Source organism: Pseudomonas sp. WC2401, from assembly GCF_041200115.1.
GTDB classification, from domain to species: domain Bacteria; phylum Pseudomonadota; class Gammaproteobacteria; order Pseudomonadales; family Pseudomonadaceae; genus Aquipseudomonas; species Aquipseudomonas fragi.
Genome location: NZ_CP165623.1, coordinates 4,326,389 through 4,348,652, shown reverse-complemented (window position 1 = coordinate 4,348,652; position 22,264 = coordinate 4,326,389). Strand labels below are relative to the sequence as shown.

Sequence of the window (22,264 nt, the reverse complement as noted above, 5' to 3'; positions counted from 1 at the left end):
CGTTTTGCTGAATTACTGACGCTGCCGGGTATTGGCGCGAGGAGACGTAAATGGATTTGAACACTGAAGTGGATCAATTGATCAAGGCCTCACAAGCCTGGATCCCGATGATCATGGAATACGGCAGCCGTGTGCTGCTGGCATTGGTGACACTGGCGGTGGGCTGGTGGTTGATCAATCGCCTGACCACCAAGATCGGGCAGTTGCTGGCCATGCGCAAGGCTGATCTTGCCCTGCAAGGTTTTATCAGCAGCCTGGCCAATATCATCCTCAAGGTGCTGCTGATTGTCAGCGTGGCCTCGATGATCGGCATCCAGACCACCTCGTTTGTTGCGGCCATCGGTGCGGCAGGCCTGGCCATTGGCCTGGCACTGCAGGGCAGCCTGGCGAACTTTGCCGGCGGGGTGCTGATTCTGTTGTTCCGCCCGTTCAAGATCGGTGACTGGATCGAAGCGCAAGGCGTAAGCGGGACGGTCGACAGTATTCAGATCTTCCATACCGTGCTGCGTACCGGTGACAACAAGACCGTCATCGTGCCAAACGGCAATCTGTCCAACGGCATTATCACCAACTACAACCGTCAGCCGACGCGCAAGGTGGTGTTTGATGTGGGTGTGGACTACGAGGCGGACCTGCAAAAGGTGCGTGAAGTGCTGCTGTCGCTGGCCGATGACCCTCGGGTGCTGAAGCAGCCGGCTCCGGTCGTTGTGGTGACTGCCCTGGGCGACAGTGCCATCACCATGTCGCTGCGTGTTTGGGTCAATACCCCGGATTACTGGGACGTGCTGTTTATGTTTAACGAGCACTCGCGCGATCGCTTGAAAGCGCAAGGGGTAGATATTCCTTTCCCGCAGCGTGTTGTTCGCGTGGTTCAGGAAGTGGCTGCGCAATAATGCCGATAACGGCACCTGACACTTGAGTCAGGTAAAGGCAAACAATTAAAGGGGCGAAAGCCCCTTTAATTGTTTTTGCCACTTGGGTTTACAGGTGTGCGTGCAAGAGTGGGTCAACTCGGAACAACTGATAATTAATTGCATTTGATCTTGTTAGTTAGCTTGCTATATAACTTGCTTTTATTTCGGGCAATAAAAAGCCACGCCCTGAGACAGGTGCGTGGCTTTCACTAAACAGCGTGTTGTAAACAGTGCCCGAAGGCCGTGATTACAAGATGTTCAGTGGGTATTCAGCAATCAGGCGTACGTCGTTAACGTCATTGCCGTTGTTGCTGGTAGTGCGGTAAACCGCGCTACGCAGACGCAGAGACAGGTCCTTGGCCGGGCCTTCTTGCAGCACGTATTTGGTCTCGAAGTCGAACTCGTGCTCTTTGCCTTCGCCGTCAGTGGTGGAGATGTTGTCACCCTTGACGTAGCGAGCCATGAAGCTCAGGCCTGGCACGCCATAGCTGGCCATGTTCAGGTCGTAGCGACCCTGCCAGGAGCGTTCGTCACGCTGGTTGAAGTCGGAGTATTGCACGGAGTTGGCGAGGAAAATGGTGCCGCCGCCGTCTACGCCGTAGTAGTAAGCGCTGTCACCGGTGGAGCGCTGGTGAGCGATGGTGAACTTGTGGGCGCCCAGGCTATAGGCAGCTGCCAAGCTCCAGATTTTGTTGTCAACGTCGCCGGCTAGTTCCTGGCCCTGGCTCGAGGTTCTGTAGCCGTTGAAGTCGAAGTTCAGGGCTTGAGTCTCTGCGATCGGCAGGGTGTAGTTCAGGTTGATGTACTGCTTCTTGAAGTAGTCATCAACATCGGAAGCCGCCAGGCCACCGACGAAGTTGTCAGTGAACTGGTAGGTTGCGCCAGCAATGTTGGCAGCAGTCAGGCCTGGTTCGCCCTTGCCGTTGATGCTGTCACGCGCCATGCCAGTCTGGGAGCTCAGTGCGGTGAAGCGACCTGCGGTCAGCTCCAGGCCTTTGATTTCCTTGCTGGTGATCAGGGTACCGGTCGCAACTTCTGGCAGCAGGCGGCTGTCGTCAGTGGAGAACACCGGGCTGGCGACGAACTGGTTGCCGTACTTCAGTTCAGTGTCGGAGAGGCGGAACTTGACCGCGCCGCCGATTTTGCCTTGGGTATCTTCCGGAGAACCGTCGCTCTTGCTGGCGAACAGGCCGTTGCCTTGACGACCAGCACCGCCGTCCAGGCGTGCAGTACCCATTGCGAACGCATCAACACCGACACCGATGGTGCCTTGGGTGAAGCCGGACTGGTAGTTGAGCAATTCACTCAGGCCCCAGTCTTCACGGTAGCCGCTTTTGAACGAGCCGTCGGCCTGCTGCTTGTTGCCAGCACCGTTACGGAAGTCACGGTTCATGTACAGCATGCGGGTTTTGGAAGTCAGCGTGCTGTCTTCAACGAAACCTTTTGCGTCGTCCTGGGACGAGGCCATTGCGAACTGAGTAGTGCCGGCTGATACAGCCAGGGCGATCATGCTCCACTTCATCACGCGCATCGTGATTTGCTCCTTTGGTTTTTAGGAAGAGTACTGCCGTCCCACCTGAATTATTATCTGGGCGGCTCTTTCTTTTTGTGTCGGCGCAAACTTATATCACGCCGACAATGTTGGCGATACTTGCTCTCATAACCTTTCAGCTTCTTTACAGCTATGTCGCAAATTGCCCTCCACATGTCGCAAGCGCGCAGCTTAGAGCCATTTCTCAGCATCTATTCAGTGCTGTTTTCAGTGTTTGGCATATGGGTGGTTTCGTATTGCCTACAATGAAAACTCCAAATTCCTACGGTTCAGCTATTGTTATTTATCGTCAGGCCGTTGTGCTCCTGCGCGGGCCTGGCGACTGTGAGAAGGGTCTATGCAACAAGCATGCTCAAATGCTTTGGCAGATGAAAAATAAATCATCTTCTGCGTTTTTGAGCTATGAGGCCTGATCTTGCTTGGGTCGAACGGCGATAAGGCTGGGCTTGGGATGTTGTGTTTTGTTGCAAGAAGTCTTTCTTGCGGCGCAAGTGCGCTTAAAGCGTTACCGGTTAACACCTGCTGGGGTGGTAGGTGACGTTTTGGCGCACTAAAAACATTCGTTTTGTGCAGTTTTGGTGCACAAGTGTCCGAATGCTGTTGATTGACCGTGCCGAGCGGCCTTTTGCCCGAGCATGTCGGGCTGGCGAGGTGAAGCCGGGCACAATCAAGGGTATCCTTGGTTTCTGTCATCTGGCCTGCGGTGAGTCTCATCGGGTGCCGGGTTGTGCTGAAATGAACGGTCAAACAGGAGAGCTCCCAGTGTTCGCTTTGGATACACGTCTGCAAGAGGATACCTGGCTGATAGGGGACTTCCCCTTGTGCCGCTTGCTGCTTTCCAACGATTCGAATTACCCCTGGTTTATCCTGGTGCCGCGGCGCGAGGGTATAACCGAACTGTTTCAATTGGATGACGCCGACCAGCAACGCATGTGGGCTGAGACCACCGCTTTGGCGCGGGTGCTGAAAGCGTTGTTCGGCGCGGATAAAATGAATGTGGCCACCCTGGGTAATGTGGTCAGTCAGTTGCACATGCATGTGATTGTTCGTTACCAGGCTGACGTGGCATGGCCAGGGCCGGTATGGGGCAAGCACCCGGCCAGGCCCTATACGCCGGCGCAGGTGCGTGCTGTGCGCGACAGGCTGGCGTCGGAGCTTGACGCCAGTTTCATTTTTTCGGAGGGTTGATCGTGACGCTTGAAGCGCGAGTGATGGACCTTGAGAGCCGCCTGGCTTTTCAGGATGACACCATTCAGGCATTGAATGATGTGCTGGTTGCCCAGCAGAACGCAGTGGACCGTCTGCAGATGCAGATGGCTGCCTTGCTCAAGCGCCAGGAGGAAATGGGCGGGCAGTTCGAGTCTTTTGAAGAAGAGGCTCCGCCACCGCATTATTGATGGTTTTATGTAGGCATAAAAAAACCGCGATTCAGCCAGGCTGATCGCGGTTTTTTTTCAGGCTTGAATCAGCGGCGCGGCAGTGCGGCGATCACGTCTTCGGCCTGCAGGCCCTTGTCGCGGTTCATGACCGAGAACTCGACCCGTTGCCCTTCCACCAAAACCCGGTGGCCTTCGCCACGGATGGCGCGAAAGTGGACAAAAATATCATCGCCGGAATCTCGCGAAATAAAGCCGAAACCCTTTGAAGTGTTGAACCATTTGACCGTCCCCGTATCGCGGTTGGTCATGTCATAGCTGTGCGAGGATGACGAAGGTGAAGACTTGTAGAAGCTGACAGCAAGATGCAGCAGCACGGCAATCACAGCAGGCGTAAGGCCGAGCAGTACAGCGGGCTGATCACCGATCGGCAGCAGAAGGCCGAACAGGGTCAGTGTTTGCAGGACCACGGAAAGCACCAGCAGGGCGCTGACCAGGTTTTGCAGTTGGTGACGCGGACCTTTATTCCAGAACGGAATAACTGGGGCCAGTGTCAGGTTCAGCAGGCCAAAAAAAGCCAGGTAAAGGGCATCAGGATGTTGGAGGTAAGGTAAGGCTTCGGGTTGCAGGCTGGGAATAAAGGACAGCAGCAAAGCCGCTGCACCCGTTATCAGGTGGACGATTTTCAACATTTCAATGACTCACATTAAGATAGATCGCAAGGAAGAGCTGACTGCGCACGGTTCGCTTCAGAAAAAAATGGAGGCGCTGGACACGCGAGTTCATCAGCCTATGCGCCCTCGCCAGAGGCGAAAATTGGGCAACACGCTGCCAATTTAACAGCAAAGCTCGGGCCTACTCAAATTAAGCGTAAAGAGCTATCGGTGAGCGCGACTGCTTGCTGAGGTTTGGACGATTTCTGCATTTTACGAAAGCCTTGTTTTAGACGTGTGTAGTCCTCTCGTCTTGAAGTTGTAGGAGTGTTGCTTTCTGATAGCGTGAGCCGTGCGGGGTTGGCAGTTCTTGCTCTTCATGCCCGGATTTACCTGACTATCCAAAGTATCGGGTCGGCTGGCATTGGCATCGTTCGGTAAATGCATACGTTTGTCGTCGACAAGATCAATGGAGGCAACGTTCAGGTCTTGATAGAAGGGCGTTAATGCTGCCGTTGTTGCGAGTGCTGGGCGGTCGTCGTGCGCCGCGTTTGCGCCTGTCGATATTCGTCGCTCCTACCGAGAGCGCTCCTACAGATTTGCGGGTTTGATCCGCTGGATAAGAATTTTTACATGTCGTTTGATGAGGCAAATTCTTTGAAAAAGATTGATCAAATCCAATGATGCGCAATGGAGTGCTTAACGATGGGACGATTGATTCAGCAAGAAAATACCGGCTGCCGATTACTGCAAAGAGTCAGGGTCGATCCTGTGATACTGGACTTTGGCATGGCGCTGGCCCGACCCTTGTCGCGCTCAGTGCGATTGAATGGCTTTGCCACCTGTTTGCGCCTTGAGGAAGTGTACTGGGAGGTTTTGGCCGATATCTCACATATCAACAACTGTTCAATCAACACGCTACTGTCTTATATCGATCTGGAGGTTCACTTGCGGCATGGCGGGGTGAAAAACTTCAGCGGGTTTATTCGGGTCGTTTGTGTGATGCATTTATTGAAGAGGGCGCGCGGTCCCCAGGGGATGGCGCAGCAGGTATTCGTGGGTTGAACAAGGTGGCGGGTAGAAGCTGTCTGGTCGATGGCTTGTAATCGTCCAATATTTATGATGCATTTAGGGGCTTCTGGCTGTTCATGCGGCTGCAATGGCTCGATTTACCAGATATAATCTCGCTCTTTGCTGTGTGGCCCTGCTCAAGGGTTGCCGCTCACGGATTGTCGAGACACGCCAATGCCCATGTACGATTACCAGTGTGCTTCCTGTGGTCATCAGCTGGAAGCCATTCAAAAGATCAGCGCTGCACCGCTGGTTGATTGTCCCGCCTGTCAGGCCCCCGAGCTGAAGAAGATGCTGTCCATGCCGGGCTTCCGCCTTAGCGGTACAGGCTGGTATGAAACAGACTTCAAGACAGGTTCGAAAAAGAATCTGGCAGGCGGCGATAAATCCGACTGAGGTCGAGCGAAAGCAGTCAGAACACAAGCGGGCTCTTGCAAGGTTACCAGCACCGACGGTGCGCAAGACTTCCACCGAATTTCGAATTACGAGAAGTGAAACCACTACCATGATGCGCAGCCATTATTGCGGCCAACTGAACGAAAGCCTGGACGGCCAGGAAATTACCCTTTGCGGATGGGTTCACCGTCGCCGTGACCACGGTGGGGTGATTTTCCTCGATATCCGTGATCGTGATGGTCTGGCCCAGGTGGTTTTCGACCCGGATCGCGCTGAAACCTTCGCTGCCGCCGACCGTGTGCGCAGTGAGTATGTCGTCAAGATCACTGGCAAGGTGCGCTTGCGCCCGGCCGGTGCCGGCAACACCAACATGGCTTCGGGCATGATCGAAGTGCTGGGTTACGAACTTGAAGTGCTGAACGAAGCGGAAACCCCGCCGTTCCCGCTCAACGAGTTCTCCGACGTTGGCGAAGAGACCCGCCTGCGCTATCGCTTTATCGACCTGCGTCGCCCGGAAATGCTCGAGAAGCTGCGCCTGCGTTCGCGCATGACCACCAGCATCCGTCGTTACCTCGACGAAAACGGCTTCCTGGACGTTGAAACACCGATCCTGACCCGTGCCACGCCGGAAGGCGCACGTGACTACCTGGTGCCTAGCCGTACCCACGCCGGTTCGTTCTTTGCACTGCCGCAATCGCCACAGCTGTTCAAGCAGTTGCTGATGGTTGCCGGTTTTGACCGCTACTACCAGATCGCCAAGTGCTTCCGCGACGAAGACCTGCGTGCCGACCGTCAGCCTGAATTCACCCAGATCGACATCGAAACCAGCTTCCTCGATGAAAAAGACATCATGGGCCTGACCGAAGGCATGATCCGCAACCTGTTCAAGGAAGTGCTGGATCTGGAATTCGGTGAATTCCCGCACATGACTTTCGAAGAGGCCATGCGCCGTTACGGTTCCGACAAGCCTGACCTGCGTAACCCGCTGGAACTGGTAGACGTTGCCGATCAACTGAAAGACGTCGACTTCAAGGTGTTCAGCGGCCCGGCCAACGACCCTAAATGCCGTATCGCGGCCCTGCGTGTTCCGGGTGCTGCAAGCATGCCGCGCAAGCAGATCGACGACTACACCAAGTTTGTCGGCATCTACGGTGCCAAAGGCCTGGCGTACATCAAGGTCAACGAGCGCGCTAAAGGCGTGGAAGGTCTGCAGTCGCCGATCGTTAAAAACATCCCTGAAGCCAACCTGAACGTGATCCTCGATCGCGTTGGCGCAGTGGATGGCGACATCGTGTTCTTCGGTGCCGACAAGGCCAAGATCGTCAGCGAGGCCCTGGGCGCGCTGCGGATCAAGGTGGGCAACGACCTCAACCTGCTGACCTGCGAGTGGGCACCGATGTGGGTTGTCGACTTCCCGATGTTCGAAGAGAACGACGACGGTAGCTTCAGCGCCTTGCACCACCCGTTCACTGCGCCGAAGTGCTCGCCTGAAGAACTGGAAGCCAACCCGGCAACCGCGATCTCGCGCGCTTACGACATGGTCTTGAACGGTACCGAGCTGGGTGGCGGTTCTATCCGTATCCATCGCAAGGAAATGCAGCAAGCTGTATTCCGCCTGCTGGGTATCGAAGAAGCCGAGCAGGAAGAGAAGTTCGGCTTCCTGCTGGACGCCCTGAAATATGGCGCGCCGCCCCACGGTGGTCTGGCCTTCGGTCTGGATCGTCTGGTGATGCTGATGACTGGCGCCCAGTCGATTCGTGAAGTGATTGCCTTCCCGAAAACCCAGAGCGCTGCCTGTGTCATGACACAAGCGCCTGGCGTTGTAGATGCCAAAGCGTTGCGCGAGCTGCACATTCGTTTGCGCGAACAAGCCAAGGCTGAGTAAGTCTGACCTGCAAAGGCGCATCCTCGGGTGCGCCTTTGTTTTTTGGGTCGAGAATTTTTATTGTCAGGCCCAGGCCTGGCAAGGTTTTTAAAGGGATTCGGAGTGCGTTATGGCAGGTCATTCTAAGTGGGCGAACATCAAGCACCGCAAAGAGCGTCAGGATGCCAAAAAAGGCAAGATTTTCACCAAGTGGATCCGTGAGCTGACCGTTGCTGCCCGTCAGGGTGGTGGCGACCCGAGCTCCAACCCGCGTCTGCGTCTGGCGCTGGACAAGGCCCTTGGTGCAAATATGAGCCGCGACATCATTGATCGTGCGGTCGCCCGCGGCGCTGGCGCCGCAGACACCGACGACATGGTCGAGTTGAGCTACGAAGGCTATGGCCCGGGCGGTGTTGCCGTGATGGTCGAGTGCATGACCGACAACCGTAACCGTACTGCAGCAGCTGTGCGTCATGCGTTCAGCAAGTGTGGCGGCAACCTTGGCACTGACGGCTCCGTCGCTTATCTGTTCGAGCGCAAGGGGCAGATCTCCTATGCCGCCGGCGTCGATGAAGATGCGCTGATGGAAGCGGCGATGGAGGCCGATGCTGACGATGTGGTGACCAACGAAGACGGTTCGATCGATGTGTTCACATCGTTCTCCAGTTTCTACGCTGTGCGTAACGCATTGGAAGCTGCTGGGTTCAAGCCGACAGACGCTGAAATCGTCATGTTGCCGACAACCAGTGCCGAGCTGGATCTGGAGGGCGCTGAAAAGGTGCTCAAGCTGATCGACATGCTTGAAGACCTGGATGACGTACAAAACGTATATTCCAACGCTGAAATCCCTGACGCCGTCCTGGAACAGCTTGCCTGAGACTTTAGTGTCCTGCCTCGCAAATATTGATCCTTTTTGAAGGCGTCTGTTGTTGCCAAGCTGCGTTGCCGCTCCTCCCCATAGCCAGCTATGAGTCGTCGCGGCGTCTTGCCTGACAACAACAGCCACTCTTCAAAAAAAGAATCATATTTGAGAGGCAGAACACTGACTGCGTCAATCAAGAGGCCGGGGGTGCTCCGTCGCGACAATCGCGGCGCTGGGCACCTCCGGCTTCTGCCTTTAAGCTGTCCGGGTATTTGCCGGTGGGCGTCACTTCATAAGCTGCAGGCGTTATGACTCTTATTCTTGGTATCGATCCGGGTTCGCGAATCACTGGCTATGGCGTAGTGCGAGACACTGGGCGTGGTTGTGTGTATGTGGCTTCGGGGTGTATTCGTACAGGTAGCGGTGAACTGCATGAGCGGTTGCAGATCGTCTATCGTGGTGTGCGTGAGGTTATTCAGACGTACGGTCCTGTCACCATGGGCATCGAAAAGGTGTTTATGGCGCGCAATGCCGATTCGGCGCTAAAGCTGGGGCAGGCCCGGGGGGCGGCTATTGTTGCCGGCGCCGAAGAAAACCTGGAAATCGCCGAGTATTCAGCAACCCAGGTCAAGCAGGCCGTGGCAGGCACGGGTGGTGCCAATAAAGAACAGGTGATGATGATGGTCATGCACCTGCTCAAGTTGACCAGCAAGCCGCAAATCGATGCCTCGGATGCGCTGGCGATTGCCTTGTGCCACGCCCATACGCGTTCAAGCCTGCTGCCCCATGGTTTGGGGGCGGCGCGCAGCCGTGGCGGACGCTTGCGTCTGTGAGTCGCGGTTTTTAACCTAATTAAGCTTGCTGGCAGGGCTTCATCTGTAATGATGCTGCTCTGTCGCTCTACTTGTCAGCCATTGATCTGGCCAGAGAAAAGGATCTGAAACGTGATTGGACGCTTGCGCGGCACTCTGGCTGAAAAACAGCCGCCGCACCTGATTCTCGATGTAAACGGCCTGGGCTATGAGCTGGAAGTGCCGATGACCACCCTCTACCGGTTACCGTCTATCGGTGAGCCGCTGACCCTGCATACCCATCTGGTCGTTCGCGAAGATGCCCAGTTGCTCTATGGTTTCATAGGCAAGCGCGAGCGCGACTTTTTCCGCGAGCTGATCCGCCTCAACGGCGTCGGCCCCAAGCTGGCCCTGGCATTGATGTCCAGCCTTGAGGTCGATGAGTTGGTGCGTTGCGTGCAGGCCCAGGACACCTCGGCCTTGACCAAAGTGCCGGGGGTCGGCAAAAAAACCGCCGAGCGCCTGCTGGTAGAGTTGAAAGATCGCTTCAAGGCGTGGGAACAAGTACCCAGCATGTTCGCTCTGGTGCCTAATCAGCCGGATGCTCCGGCGCCGGTGGCCAGTGCTGAAAGTGATGCGGTCAGCGCCTTGATCTCCCTGGGCTATAAACCTCAGGAAGCGAGCAAGGCAGTTTCTGCGATCAAGGATAAAACGTTGAGCAGTGAAGACATGATTCGCCGCGCCCTCAAGGGGATGATTTAAGTGATTGAAGCTGACCGACTGATTACGGCCTCAAGCGGGCGGGACCGGGAAGAAGTTCAGGATCGGGCGATTCGCCCTCTGAGCCTGGCCGACTATATTGGTCAGCCAGCCGTGCGCGAACAGATGGAGCTGTTTATCCAGGCTGCGCGCGGGCGCTCGGAATCGCTGGACCACACGCTGATTTTCGGTCCGCCGGGGTTGGGCAAGACCACACTGGCCAACATCATCGCCCAGGAAATGGGTGTGTCGATCAAAAGCACTTCCGGCCCGGTCCTGGAGCGCCCGGGTGATTTGGCGGCGTTGCTGACCAATCTTGAGCCTCATGATGTGCTGTTTATCGATGAAATCCATCGCCTGTCGCCCATTGTTGAGGAGGTGCTGTACCCGGCAATGGAGGACTTCCAGCTCGATATCATGATCGGTGAAGGGCCAGCTGCGCGCTCGATCAAACTCGACCTGCCGCCTTTTACCCTGGTGGGGGCGACCACGCGGGCCGGGATGCTGACCAACCCATTGCGTGATCGTTTCGGGATTGTTCAGCGACTGGAGTTCTATAGTACTGACGACCTGGCGACGATTGTCAGTCGCTCGGCGGGTATCTTCGGTTTGCCGCTCGACCCTGAGGGGGCGTACGAAATTGCCCGGCGCGCGCGCGGTACACCGCGTATTGCCAATCGTTTGTTGCGTCGTGTGCGCGATTTTGCCGAAGTGCGCGCCAAGGGTCATATCACCAAGCCGGTGGCTGACCTGGCGTTGAACCTGCTTGATGTTGATGAGCATGGTTTTGATCATCAGGACCGGCGTTTGCTGCTGACCATGATCGAGAAGTTCGATGGTGGGCCGGTAGGTGTCGACAGCCTTGCCGCAGCCATCAGCGAGGAACGTCATACCATTGAAGATGTGTTGGAGCCGTATCTGATTCAGCAGGGTTACATCATGCGCACGCCGCGTGGTCGCGTGGTGACCCGGCATGCGTATTTGCACTTCGGTTTAAACATTCCGTCACGTTTGGGCGATATGCCTGTGGTAGACGAATTTTTGAATGCTCTGGATGATTAATAAGCCGTTAGCGGTCGATTTTTTTAAGGTTTTTGCTGTCTCAAGGACTGGCGCTGAAAATCTTCGGTCATAAAGGCCAAGAAGCGTAAAAAACAGTGGTTTGGCGGATTGGCAACCTGAGGAGTAAGCACTAGAGTATGCGCGCGCAAAACAGGCTTGAGCCGTTCGCACATCGCTGTCGCGTTTATTACGAGGACACCGATGCGGGTGGCGTCGTGTATTACGTAAATTATCTAAAGTTTATGGAGCGGGCTCGGACCGAAAGGCTGCGGGAATTGGGGTTTGCCCAGTCCGCGCTGGCAGGCGAGAACCTGTTATTTGTCGTGCATTCCAGCGAGGCGCGCTACCACGCGCCGGCGCGACTGGACGACGAACTGTTGGTAAGTGCGCAAGTGATGGAACTCAACCGTGCCAGCCTGCGTTTCAAGCAGCAGGTCTGGCGGGCTGCAGATGCAACGCTGCTCTGTGAAGGGCAGTTTTTGGTGGCCTGTGTGCGCGCCGATAGTTTTAAACCCCGAGCCATTCCCGAAGCTTTACGTACGGCCTTTGCCGACGTGAGCGGCGCGGGTAAACATTTAGAGCAGGAGATAAAGCGTGGAAGCTAACGTCGTCGACCATTCCTCCATGTGGAGCTTGGTCAGCAATGCCAGCATTGTTGTGCAGTTGGTAATGTTGACCCTGCTGGCCGCATCGGTTACCTCGTGGGTCATGATTTTTCAGCGCAGCACCATGCTGCGCGCCGGTCGACGTGCCCTGGAAAGCTTTGAAGAGCGTTTCTGGTCGGGTATCGACCTGTCGAAGCTGTATCGTCAGGCGGGCAGCAATCCTGATCCGGACTCTGGCGTTGAACAAATCTTCCGTGCCGGTTTCAAAGAGTTCTCGCGTCTGCGTCAGCAGCCGGGCGTTGACCCTGAAGCCGTTATGGAAGGTGTTGCGCGTGCCATGCGCGTAGCCATTTCGCGTGAAGAAGAAAAGCTTGAGCAAAGCTTGCCGTTCCTGGCCACCGTAGGTTCCGTAAGTCCGTATATCGGTCTGTTCGGTACCGTATGGGGCATCATGAACTCCTTCCGTGGCCTGGCAACTGCCCAGCAGGCAACCCTGGCGACCGTAGCGCCCGGCATTGCCGAAGCACTGATCGCAACGGCCATCGGCTTGTTCGCGGCCATCCCGGCCGTTATTGCCTACAACCGTTTTGCTGCGCGTAGCGAAACGCTGATCAGCCGCTATTACACCTTCGCCGATGAATTCCAGGCGATCCTGCACCGCAAAGTGCACACCAGCGAAGAATAAGCAGGTAATTTCCAATGGCTTTAATCGCTCGAGCGCGCAAAAAGCGCAAGCCGGTCGCCGAGATGAACGTAGTGCCTTACATCGACGTGATGCTGGTGCTGCTGGTCATCTTCATGGTGACCGCACCGATGCTCAACCAGGGTGTGAAGGTTGATTTGCCCAAGGTCTCCAGCGAGGCCTTGCCGCAAGACAACAACACCCAGGTTCTGACCATTTCGATCAAGGCTGACAAGACCTACTTCTGGAACCTTGGCAGTGAAGTCGACACCGACAAGCAGATGGACAAGGCAATGACCTTGCCCCAGATGACTGACGCCGTGACCAAGATCATTCGCGCAGGCAATGAAGGCGGCAAGCACACCCAGGTCTTTATTCGCGGCGACAAGACCGTGGATTACGGCGCGGTCATGGGTGCCATGGGTGGTCTGCAGAAGGCCGGGGTCGGTAACGTTGGCTTGATAACCGAGGCTCCCTGATGCGCGAACAGCGGGAGCCGTCCGCCTCTGAAAACTATTTTTGGCCTACAGTCTGGGCGGTAGGGCTGCACGTCCTGATTTTTGGCATGCTGTTTGTCAGCTTTGCCATGACTCCGGAACTGCCGCCTTCCAAGCCGATTGTTCAGGCGACCTTGTACCAGCTCAAGTCCAAGAGTCAGGCGACCACCCAGACCAATCAAAAGATTGCGGGTGAGGCGAAGAAATCCGCCGCGCGCCAGACCGAAGTCGAGCAGATGGAACAAAAGAAGGTTGAGCAGGAAGCCGTAAAAGCCGCGGAACAAAAGAAAGAAGAGGCTGCCGAAAAAGCTGCAGAAGCCAAGAAAGCAGACGAAGCTAAAGCGAGCGAGGCCAAAAAGGCAGACGAGGCGAAGAAGGCTGATGAAGCCAAAAAAGCCGACGATGCCAAAAAAGCCACTGAAGCCAAAAAAGCCGAAGAGAAAAAACTGGCTGACATAGCCAAGAAAAAATCCGAGGAAGAGGCCAAGAAGGCCGCTGAAGAAGAGGCCAAGAAAAAGGCCGCGGAAGACGCCAAGAAAAAAGCGGCTGAAGATGCGAAGAAAAAAGCAGCTGAAGACGCCAAGAAAAAGGCCGTAGCAGACGAGGCGAAAAAGAAATCCGCCGAAGACGCGAAGAAAAAGGCCGCTGCCGATGCCGCCAAGAAAAAGGCCGTAGAAGCAGCACGTAAATCGACCGAAGAGAAAAAGGCGCAAGCCCTGGCTGATTTGCTTTCCGATACGCCGCAACGCCAGCAAGCACTGGCAGATGAGCAAGGTGATGAGGTCGCCGGCAGTTTCGATGACTTGATTCGTGCTCGTGCAGCAGAAGGGTGGGCTCGTCCGCCGTCGGCGCGCAAAAACATGACAGTGGTGCTGCAAATCGGCATGTTGCCAGATGGTACGGTAACCTCTGTAACGGTTGCCAAGTCCAGCGGTGACGGGCCTTTCGACAGCTCGGCTGTGGCAGCGGTCAAGAACATTGGCCGTTTAACGGAAATGCAGGGTATGAAGCCCAGCGATTTTAATCCTTATCGATCGTTCAAGATGACATTCACACCTGAGGATCTAGCCTTGTGATTAAACTTTTTCGAGGACTGCTGGTCGTCGTCTGCTGCCTGGCAGGGATGGCTGTAGCAGATGAAAAGAACATCCTGGTCACCAGTGGCAGCGATCGGGCAACGCCAATTGCCGTAGTCCCTTTTGGTTGGCAGGGCGGTACTGTGCTGCCGGACGACATGGCTGAAATCATCGGCAATGACCTGCGCAACTCGGGTTACTACGCGCCGATTCCAAAGCAGAACATGATTGGCTTGCCGACTCAGGCCAGCGAAGTCATTTTCCGCGACTGGAAAGCCCTGGGTGCCCAGTACGTCATGGTCGGTAATATCGTGCCAGCAGGCGGTCGCCTGCAGGTGCAATATGCCTTGTTCAACGTGGCCACCGAGCAACCGGTTCTGACCGGCAGTGTGTCGGGCACGGCTGAACAGCTGCGGGACATGGCGCATTACATCTCCGATCAGTCGTTTGAAAAGCTGACCGGTATCAAAGGTGCATTCTCAACCCGTCTGCTGTATGTGACGGCTGAGCGCGCCAGCGCCACCAACACCCGTTACACCCTGCAGCGTTCGGACTACGACGGTGCTCGCGCCGTGACTCTGCTGCAATCCCGTGAGCCGATCCTGTCGCCGCGTTTTGCACCCGATGGCAAGCGTATCGCTTATGTATCGTTCGAACAGAAACGTCCGCGTATTTTTGTGCAGAACATTGATACTGGTCGTCGCGAGCAGATCACCAACTTTGAAGGTCTGAACGGTGCACCCGCGTGGTCGCCGGATGGCTCCAAGCTGGCGTTCGTATTGTCCAAGGACGGTAATGCCGAGATCTATGTCATGGATCTGGCTTCCCGTGGGTTGACTCGTGTTACCAACAACCCGGCAATTGATACAGAACCTTTCTGGGGTAAAGATGGTTCCACCATCTATTTCACCTCCGACCGTGGCGGCAAACCGCAGATTTACAAGACCAATGTGGGTAGCGGCAACGCAGAGCGTGTGACCTTTATCGGCAACTACAACGCCAGCCCCAAGCTTTCGGCTGACGAAAAGACCCTGGTAATGATCCATCGTCAGGACGGCTTCACCAATTTCCGTGTTGCGGCGCAAGATTTGCAGCGTGGAAGCGTGAAAATCCTCACAGATACCAACCTTGATGAGTCTGCTACTGTTGCGCCCAACGGCACCATGGTAATCTACGCCACCCGCCAGCAGGGCCGGGGAGTCTTGATGCTCGTGTCCATTAACGGACGCGTAAGGCTCCCTCTTCCTACCGCTCAAGGCGAAGTCAGAGAACCTTCCTGGTCCCCTTACCTGAACTGACGTGGTGATAGCTGTACGTTGCACATAACACTTGGGGTTCATTAGGAGTTTTACGATGGAAATGCTGAAGTTTGGTAAATTTGCTGCGCTGGCACTGGCCATGGCTGTAGCTGTAGGTTGCTCGTCCAAAGGCGGCGACAATGCCGGTGAAGGCGCTGCTGTTGATCCAAACGCTGGTTACGGCGCAAACACTGGCGCTGTTGATGGTTCCCTGAGCGAAGAAGCTGCTCTGCGCGCTATCACTGTTTTCTACTTCGAATACGATTCTTCGGACCTGAAACCAGAAGCAATGCGCGCTCTGGACGTTCACGCCAAAGACCTGAAAGCTAACGGCGCTCGCGTTGTTCTGGAAGGTAACACTGACGCCCGTGGTACTCGTGAGTACAACATGGCACTGGGCGAGCGTCGTGCGAAAGCCGTTCAACGCTACCTGGTACTGCAAGGCGTTTCTCCAGCACAGCTGGAGCTGGTGTCCTACGGTAAAGAGCGTCCAATCGCTACTGGCAACGACGAACAGTCGTGGGCTCAAAACCGTCGCGTCGAACTGCGTAAGTAATTCGTCATGCGAACGTGCCGCCGTGCTGTAACTATTCTGACTCTCAGCCTCATGCCGCTAGCGGCATGGGCTGCGGTTCCTGTGGTCGATGACAACTCTGGCTATAACAATAGCGGGGGGAGTTATCCGTCACCGGGTTATGGTGCGAGCGGCGCCTATGCCGGGGGAGGGGTTTCGGCCCCTATCTCGGCACAGGGCGAGCTGTTCAACCAGCTGCAACAAATGCAGGAGCAGATTGCCCGCCAACAGGGTGTGATCGAAGTTCTGCAAAATGATATTTCGCGCATGAAACAAGAAAGCCTGGAGCGATACCAGGAACTTGATCGGCGTATTGGTGCTGGCGTTGCTCCTGCCGCCGCTCCTGATAATTCTTCTGCTGGTGGTGCGAATGCCGCCGGCAATACAGCAGCGCCTGCGTCTCAGGCTGCTGCCAGTTCCGAGCCTGGTGATCCGGCGAAAGAGAAGCTCTATTACGATGCTGCTTTCGACCTGATCAAAGCCAAGGACTTCGACAAGGCCAGCCAGGCGTTCACCGCCTTTCTGCGCAAATACCCAAATAGCCAGTATGCGGGCAATGCCCAGTACTGGTTGGGTGAAGTGAACCTTGCCAAGGGTGATTTGCAAGCGGCAGGCCAGGCCTTTGCCAAGGTCAGCCAGTTGTACCCCAAGCATGCCAAAGTGCCGGACTCGCTCTACAAGCTGGCTGATGTTGAGCGCCGCTTGGGTCATACCGACAAGGTAAAAGGCATTCTGCAGCAGGTTGTTGCCCAGTATCCGGGCACTTCGGCTGCACAGTTGGCGCAACGCGATCTGCAGCGCATGTAATACATACGATGCTTTCATCGAGAAACCCGCGCCTGTCGCGGGTTTTTTCGTTAGAATCCACGCCCTTTTATGAAATACGCTCTTCTTGATCCTGCGCAAGCAGATTTTTTGGAGTGCCTGACGGAGGCGGACAGCCTGTTTAGCTGTTACGCCCGTGGCGAATATGCAAGACACATTGAGAATTACCGAAGTTTTTTACTCGTTGCAGGGTGAGACGCGAACGGCTGGCCTGCCCACCGTTTTTGTACGCCTGACCGGTTGCCCTCTGCGCTGCGGTTACTGTGACAGCGCCTATGCCTTCAGTGGCGGTACTGTGCGCCCTCTGGACGACATCCTTGAGCAAGTTGCCAGCTATCGCCCGCGTTATGTGTGCGTAACCGGTGGCGAGCCGTTGGCCCAGCCCAATGCCATTCCTTTGCTCAAGCAGCTCTGCGATGCAGGCTACGAAGTCTCTATCGAGACCAGTGGAGCGCTGGATATCTCTGCAGTCGACCCGCGCGTCAGCCGCGTGCTCGATTTGAAAACGCCAGGTTCCAAGGAATCCCATCGTAACCTCTACGAAAACATTGCCTTGTTGACACCCAACGATCAGGTCAAGTTTGTGATCTGCTCGCGGGAAGACTATGACTGGGCTGTGTCCAAGTTGATTGAATACGGGCTGGAGCGACGGGCAGGCGAAGTACTGTTTTCGCCGAGCCACCATGATTTGTCGGCCCGTGACCTGGCCGACTGGATCGTGGCGGATAACCTGCCAGTACGTTTGCAAATGCAGTTGCACAAATATCTGTGGAATGACGAGCCGGGGCGCTGAGATGACCGAACAAACTGTTGTGACTGAAAAAAGAGCCGTGATCCTGTTGTCCGGCGGCCTCGATTCAGCAACTGTCGTGGCTATGGCCCGTGCTGAAGGCTATAGCTGCTACACCATGAGCTTTGACTACGGCCAGCGCCACCGTGCCGAGCTGGACGCCGCTGCACGGGTGGCTCGCGATCTGGGCGCTGTTGAACACAAAGTAATTGGCCTGAACTTGGACGGTATTGGCGGTTCGGCACTGACCGACAGTTCGATTGACGTTCCAGAAGCCCCAAGTGAAGGTATCCCGGTCACTTATGTGCCGGCGCGCAACACCGTGTTCCTGTCCCTGGCATTGGGATGGGCAGAAGTGCTGCAGGCTCGCGACATCTTTATCGGTGTCAACGCGGTGGATTACTCTGGTTATCCAGACTGCCGCCCGGAGTTTGTCGAAGCGTTTGAAGTCATGGCAAATCTGGCGACCAAGGCCGGGGTAGAGGGGCAGGGCTTCCGAATCCAGGCGCCGCTGCAAAACATGAGCAAGGCACAAATCGTACAGGCAGGTGTAAAGCTGGGCGTGGACTACTCGCTGACGGTTTCCTGCTACCAGGCTGACACTCAAGGGCGTGCCTGCGGAAAATGCGACAGCTGCCGCTTGCGTGCAGAAGGCTTCGCCGCCGCCGGAATTAGCGACCCAACCCGTTATTTTTGAATTATTTCGGGTTTATTTCTGATCGGGTGTTGAATTCTCGTTAGAAATCAGTATTATACGTCCCACAACGAAGCGGGTCGTTAGCTCAGTTGGTAGAGCAGTTGGCTTTTAACCAATTGGTCGTAGGTTCGAATCCCACACGACCCACCATATTGCTACACCAAAACAGCCGGTTTAATCCTCAGGGATGACCGGCTTTTTTGTGTCCGGGATTTGGTGGGGCGGGGGCTGGAAGGTGTACAAAGCACAACACACACACTTTGCGGACATGCAGCCGTCTGAATCGAACACTAATTTCGACTTCAGGTGATGTCGATATGGAGTGGTCGAGTTCTTGGCTGTATTTAGCGATTTAAGCAATGTCTGTCGGAAGATGGATTTCGATGTTGCAGGAACATTCTTTTTGTTCTGAAAAGCGTTTCTGATGATCGTTACCTTGAGCTTACAAGCCTGCTCGGATCTCTCCGGGATTTGTTGCCATCAGTGCGATTGCTACGATCTTGGTTCCGCATTTCCTAACCCCGATTGTGGATCTTCATGCCACCGACCTGACTGATCATCATAAAGCGCTCTAGGATTATAAGAAATTGGCCATCAGAGTAGAAAACCTGTTGTCTCATTGTTCAGCAGGCTGCTGCTCTTTTTTGATCAATCATAAATAATAACTGAGAGCGTGAAACCAGTTGTCTCCAGCGGCTATAACTGGCGTAGGAACCCCGCCGATGGCTGGCACATCAGCGTAGGGTGAGACCTTCACACCCCTGCTTGAGGGTGTGTATATGAATATCAAGCACACTCCCTAAAGGACAGTTCTCAGGACTGCCCTTTTTCTTTGTCTTTGAGTAAAGCCTTATAGCACTGGTGCTGCAGCTCGCCATGTCGATACTAGTTCAGTGACTTGGCATCCGTTTGCATGAAATTCCAGAACAAAAGCCCGTCTCGTACAGCGACAATGACCAGCATCTGGCGCTTTGCTTCGTAGGCTCCTATAAAGGCCAAGCGGTGTGTGATTCATAGCATGTCCTCAAAGCCTCCATCACAAGGCACCTTCATCAGGAGGCTTTTTAAAAGCTACCACAGGCCTGCTGACAGCAGTTGCTTGCCGTATTACCTCAATGCACGCTGGGTGCGCGCAGGCAAAACCATTCGTTTAAGGGTTCGCCAGACGCTATGTGCAGCTCGCGACACCGGGTGACGGCTTGCCCGGCGCAATTCTCGCTCGACTTCTTTGCGCAAGGCCTCACGGGACAAGCTTGGAGTCAGGGGAACAGGTTCGACATGTACTGCAATAATGTCGATATCTGCCCCTCTACGAGCATCATGAACTTCCCGTCTCTCAATTGCAGTTGCCCGCAGGCCAAATGCATTCATAAGTCTCTGGGTCGAGCGGCCATTGCCCTCACTGGCCAGAAAGCGCTCAAGCATTCCTTCTGTCTGGTTGGTTGCGCGTAGCGCCTCAGCATTGATGACGTCCCAGCGCACAATGACTTTGGGCAGTACGCCGTAAAAATTGTTCTGCCTCGAAACCTGTTCATATTGCTGCCACGTTACATCGGTCGCGTTCGGCCCCTCTGCTGGCGCGCGGAAGTTTTCCATCATTCTCCAACGGCCTGGCAAGTACTCGTTCTTGAAACGATATCTTCCAGGTATGGAGGGGGCGGTATAGACCGAGTCAATAGTATTTGCGCGATGTATCGTGTGAGTGAGTTCGTTCGCAACAGCCATCTGGCGAGCGGCGGCTGTTTGTTCATCGATATCCCGACGCCTGAATGTTTGCGGATCCTGTTGATAGCCCGCAGCCATTGCGCTGGGGGATTGTTCCGAGTAGTCGTCTTCAGCGTCCTCGGGTAGCCTGCCATCGCTATCGCGCAAGCGTACGGGATTGTTCCTGACCATTCGGAACAGGTTCAGGCCCTCCACATCCCCGGCCGGGTCTGGATTGATCCAGCGGTTCAACCAAGGTGAGTAATAGCGGTAGCCGTAGTAATACAACCCTGTCGCATCCCGCTCTTTGCCTGAGTAACGCACTGTTTTGTAGTGTGCAGTGATAACATTTTTCGCGGCCCACCAAGCCGTGCCACCGTAGGGGTAGTAACTTTCCTGGCTGATTAAGTCGACGTTTTGATCCACTTCCAGGGTGCTGCTGCCCAAGTGATCACTCAAGCTGTAACGCAATTGATCGTTATCAATGTGCTCCGGTTTCACGCTGTCCCAATGCAACAGGCGCACGCCATTGCGTCCAGTTCGGGCGATCAGCACATGCAGCTGTTCACCCGACGTGCGGGTTCGAATCTCCAGTCCCGGCAAGTAACGCACTTCACTGATCTGCTCCCCGCCGCGGGTTTTTGCGCGACGCACTTTGCGTACCCGTTGACCGCTGCCGTCATAGACGTAGGTTTCGGTATCATCGTCCTGCCCCTGGGGCTCGTCGCGCTGCACATGGGTGATTTGGCGCAATTGGTTACGGCTATCCCACTGCATGAGTTGCCCCGGTACCAAGGCCTGTTGATTGCCGTTTGCATCAAAATGTATGGGTGAACCATTCATGAGTACGCAGCGGTTGCTGCGTTCGTCGACAACCATCTCGCGGATATAGGTGTTGCCAGGCCCGGCTTCGTGCTTGAGCCGAGTCAGGTTACCGCTGCTGTCGTAGGTGTAGGTCTGGCTGTAAGTGCGCCACTGGCTGTCATTCGCCGCAGCAAAAGTCACCACTCCCGGCAGGCCGGGGCCAATGGTCTGGCTGGCACATTCACGGCCAGTTGCGTTGGTCAGTTGGTACAGTGAGTCATAGGTGTAGGTACTGATCGCCTGAATGCGCTGCTGGGCAAACCATTGCACGGGCTGGGCGAGGTCCTCAATGCACTGGATATTGCCGACGGGATCGTACTGATAGTGCAAGTTCTGCAATGTGTTACCGCCCAACTTTGCGGTATTAAGGCTTTGCAACAGGCCGTCCACTGGTGAGTAACAAGCCGTGGTGATCACATCATTGCCAGCCTGCTCAATCTCCAGCTGGCCAAAGGCGTTGTACGTCGTATGTTTGAGTATCGCCAGGCCGTCCAGCCAGGAAGCCTTGGGCCGGCCTGCAAGATCTACCACGAAACGGTGCACATGGCCCAACGCATCGACCTGTTCAACCAGCGTGCCCAATGCATCGTGCTGCCATCGAGTAGTGTAGACCTCGGGCTCCAGCCCTGATTCTGATTCAGGCCAGTTGGGGGCGGTGAGTGATGTACAAAACCGCCGGCTTTCAGCCAGCGGTTGTCCGTGCAATCCGAACGCTTCATGCGTCAGGCTACCTGCCTGGTCATCGTGGCGGATCAGCTGACCACTGCGGTTGCGGTGTACGTCCTCTTCAAGTGAACCGGCATAGGTGAAGTGCTCCATACACTGTTGCGGGGTGTCTGTGGAGCTTTGTTCAAACACGCTCACAAGACGCATGAATTGATCGTAATGATGGCTGCGATGAGTTTCGCGGCCGTCCCAGCTTTCACGCAACAACCCTGCAGAATCCTTGCAGAAAACCCGCAAACCGGCATCGACGCTCTCCGTTTGCAGCACCTGCCCAGTGAGGCTGTAGCGCGTGGTTTGATTGGGTAGACCGGCAACCTCCGTCAGCGCAAGCAAGCGTGGGTCCCATTGCTTTCTCAAGTGACCATTGGCATTGAACACCTGGCGATTGGTGTGCGCTGTAATGGGCTCCCCGGCACTCCGGCGCTGATAAGCAATGCTGCGCACAGACAGGCCGCGTGGATCAGTGACTATAAGTTGAGGGGTATGCTGATGAATCAAGGCTGAAGTTGACATAAGTCCGACTCATGTAAGTTGAGGTGACTTATTTCAGTATGGCCCAGTTTTCAGGCCATCAATCACGACTGTTTGAATGGGGCGCGCTATCTGCTGGCAGGGTTGATCGATAA

The 22,264-nt window shown here is 55.4% G+C and carries 22 protein-coding genes and 1 tRNA gene; 20 read left to right on the top strand and 3 right to left on the bottom strand.

Going from position 1 to position 22,264, the window contains the following annotated elements:
* The first annotated feature begins 50 nt into the window (after window positions 1–50).
* On the top strand, window positions 51–893 hold the full coding sequence (locus AB3G35_RS19965; RefSeq protein ID WP_016782218.1) for a mechanosensitive ion channel family protein: 843 nt from the start codon (window positions 51–53) through the stop codon (window positions 891–893).
* Window positions 894–1,161: 268 nt separating this feature from the next.
* On the opposite strand, the gene AB3G35_RS19960 is transcribed toward AB3G35_RS19965, so the two are convergent.
* Window positions 1,162–2,445 carry an OprD family porin gene (locus tag AB3G35_RS19960; protein ID WP_016782219.1) on the bottom strand — a complete coding sequence of 428 codons (1,284 nt, stop codon included), beginning with the start codon at window positions 2,443–2,445 and terminating at the stop codon, window positions 1,162–1,164.
* 783 nt (window positions 2,446–3,228) lie between these two features.
* Between AB3G35_RS19960 and AB3G35_RS19955 the strand changes: the two genes are divergently transcribed.
* On the top strand, window positions 3,229–3,654 hold the full coding sequence (locus AB3G35_RS19955) for an HIT domain-containing protein (RefSeq protein ID WP_016782220.1): 426 nt from the start codon (window positions 3,229–3,231) through the stop codon (window positions 3,652–3,654).
* A 2-nt stretch (window positions 3,655–3,656) separates the two neighbouring features.
* Complete coding sequence (locus tag AB3G35_RS19950) at window positions 3,657–3,863, top strand: SlyX family protein (protein ID WP_029611570.1); 207 nt, start codon at window positions 3,657–3,659, stop codon at window positions 3,861–3,863.
* Window positions 3,864–3,931: 68 nt separating this feature from the next.
* Here the strand turns inward: AB3G35_RS19950 and AB3G35_RS19945 are convergent, their stop codons facing one another.
* Window positions 3,932–4,534 (bottom strand): cold-shock protein, encoded by a 603-nt coding sequence (locus tag AB3G35_RS19945; RefSeq protein ID WP_016782222.1) that lies wholly within the window; start codon window positions 4,532–4,534, stop codon window positions 3,932–3,934.
* Window positions 4,535–5,200: 666 nt separating this feature from the next.
* On the opposite strand from AB3G35_RS19945, the gene AB3G35_RS19940 reads away from it, so the two are divergent.
* From AB3G35_RS19940 to AB3G35_RS19860, 17 genes are all read left to right on the top strand, one after another.
* On the top strand, window positions 5,201–5,560 hold the full coding sequence (locus AB3G35_RS19940; protein WP_369781981.1) for a ribbon-helix-helix domain-containing protein: 360 nt from the start codon (window positions 5,201–5,203) through the stop codon (window positions 5,558–5,560).
* 180 nt (window positions 5,561–5,740) lie between these two features.
* A complete protein-coding gene (locus AB3G35_RS19935; protein ID WP_029611571.1) occupies window positions 5,741–5,962 on the top strand; it encodes an FmdB family zinc ribbon protein in 222 nt (73 codons plus the stop codon).
* Window positions 5,963–6,071: 109 nt separating this feature from the next.
* Window positions 6,072–7,847 (top strand): aspartate--tRNA ligase, encoded by a 1,776-nt coding sequence (gene aspS, locus AB3G35_RS19930; RefSeq protein ID WP_016782225.1) that lies wholly within the window; start codon window positions 6,072–6,074, stop codon window positions 7,845–7,847.
* Between the two features lie 109 nt (window positions 7,848–7,956).
* Window positions 7,957–8,703 (top strand): YebC/PmpR family DNA-binding transcriptional regulator, encoded by a 747-nt coding sequence (locus AB3G35_RS19925; protein ID WP_016782226.1) that lies wholly within the window; start codon window positions 7,957–7,959, stop codon window positions 8,701–8,703.
* Between the two features lie 293 nt (window positions 8,704–8,996).
* Window positions 8,997–9,521 (top strand): crossover junction endodeoxyribonuclease RuvC, encoded by a 525-nt coding sequence (gene ruvC / locus AB3G35_RS19920; protein WP_029611572.1) that lies wholly within the window; start codon window positions 8,997–8,999, stop codon window positions 9,519–9,521.
* 111 nt (window positions 9,522–9,632) lie between these two features.
* Window positions 9,633–10,241 (top strand): Holliday junction branch migration protein RuvA, encoded by a 609-nt coding sequence (gene ruvA, locus AB3G35_RS19915; RefSeq protein ID WP_016782228.1) that lies wholly within the window; start codon window positions 9,633–9,635, stop codon window positions 10,239–10,241.
* Window positions 10,242–11,300, top strand: coding sequence for a Holliday junction branch migration DNA helicase RuvB (ruvB, locus tag AB3G35_RS19910; RefSeq protein WP_369781980.1), 1,059 nt, complete (start codon window positions 10,242–10,244; stop codon window positions 11,298–11,300).
* 137 nt (window positions 11,301–11,437) lie between these two features.
* Complete coding sequence (gene ybgC / locus AB3G35_RS19905; protein ID WP_016782230.1) at window positions 11,438–11,905, top strand: tol-pal system-associated acyl-CoA thioesterase; 468 nt, start codon at window positions 11,438–11,440, stop codon at window positions 11,903–11,905.
* Window positions 11,895–12,590, top strand: coding sequence for a protein TolQ (gene tolQ / locus AB3G35_RS19900; protein ID WP_016782231.1), 696 nt, complete (start codon window positions 11,895–11,897; stop codon window positions 12,588–12,590). The genes ybgC and tolQ overlap by 11 nt, the downstream gene beginning before the upstream one ends.
* A gap of 23 nt (window positions 12,591–12,613) precedes the next feature.
* Window positions 12,614–13,066 (top strand): protein TolR, encoded by a 453-nt coding sequence (gene tolR / locus AB3G35_RS19895; protein ID WP_162200692.1) that lies wholly within the window; start codon window positions 12,614–12,616, stop codon window positions 13,064–13,066.
* Window positions 13,066–14,160 carry a cell envelope integrity protein TolA gene (tolA, locus tag AB3G35_RS19890; protein ID WP_016782233.1) on the top strand — a complete coding sequence of 365 codons (1,095 nt, stop codon included), beginning with the start codon at window positions 13,066–13,068 and terminating at the stop codon, window positions 14,158–14,160. Before tolR ends, tolA begins: the two co-directional genes overlap by 1 nt.
* 47 nt (window positions 14,161–14,207) lie before the next feature.
* The gene (gene tolB, locus AB3G35_RS19885; protein WP_016782234.1) at window positions 14,208–15,458 is read left to right on the top strand and encodes a Tol-Pal system beta propeller repeat protein TolB; all 1,251 of its coding nucleotides are present in this window, start codon (window positions 14,208–14,210) and stop codon (window positions 15,456–15,458) included.
* 55 nt (window positions 15,459–15,513) lie between these two features.
* A complete protein-coding gene (gene pal / locus AB3G35_RS19880; protein WP_003441254.1) occupies window positions 15,514–16,014 on the top strand; it encodes a peptidoglycan-associated lipoprotein Pal in 501 nt (166 codons plus the stop codon).
* A gap of 6 nt (window positions 16,015–16,020) precedes the next feature.
* Window positions 16,021–16,839: a tol-pal system protein YbgF gene (gene ybgF, locus AB3G35_RS19875; RefSeq protein WP_369781977.1), complete on the top strand. Its 819-nt coding sequence runs from the start codon at window positions 16,021–16,023 to the stop codon at window positions 16,837–16,839.
* A 163-nt stretch (window positions 16,840–17,002) separates the two neighbouring features.
* Complete coding sequence (gene queE / locus AB3G35_RS19870; RefSeq protein ID WP_016782236.1) at window positions 17,003–17,650, top strand: 7-carboxy-7-deazaguanine synthase QueE; 648 nt, start codon at window positions 17,003–17,005, stop codon at window positions 17,648–17,650.
* A 19-nt stretch (window positions 17,651–17,669) separates the two neighbouring features.
* Entirely contained in the window at window positions 17,670–18,344 is a 675-nt protein-coding gene (queC, locus tag AB3G35_RS19865; RefSeq protein ID WP_037001506.1) for a 7-cyano-7-deazaguanine synthase QueC, read from the top strand.
* A 74-nt stretch (window positions 18,345–18,418) separates the two neighbouring features.
* A tRNA-Lys gene (locus AB3G35_RS19860) sits at window positions 18,419–18,494 on the top strand.
* A 957-nt stretch (window positions 18,495–19,451) separates the two neighbouring features.
* Here AB3G35_RS19860 and AB3G35_RS19855 read toward each other — a convergent pair.
* Entirely contained in the window at window positions 19,452–22,151 is a 2,700-nt protein-coding gene (locus AB3G35_RS19855; protein WP_106116046.1) for an RHS repeat domain-containing protein, read from the bottom strand.
* Between the last annotated feature and the right edge of the window lie 113 nt (window positions 22,152–22,264).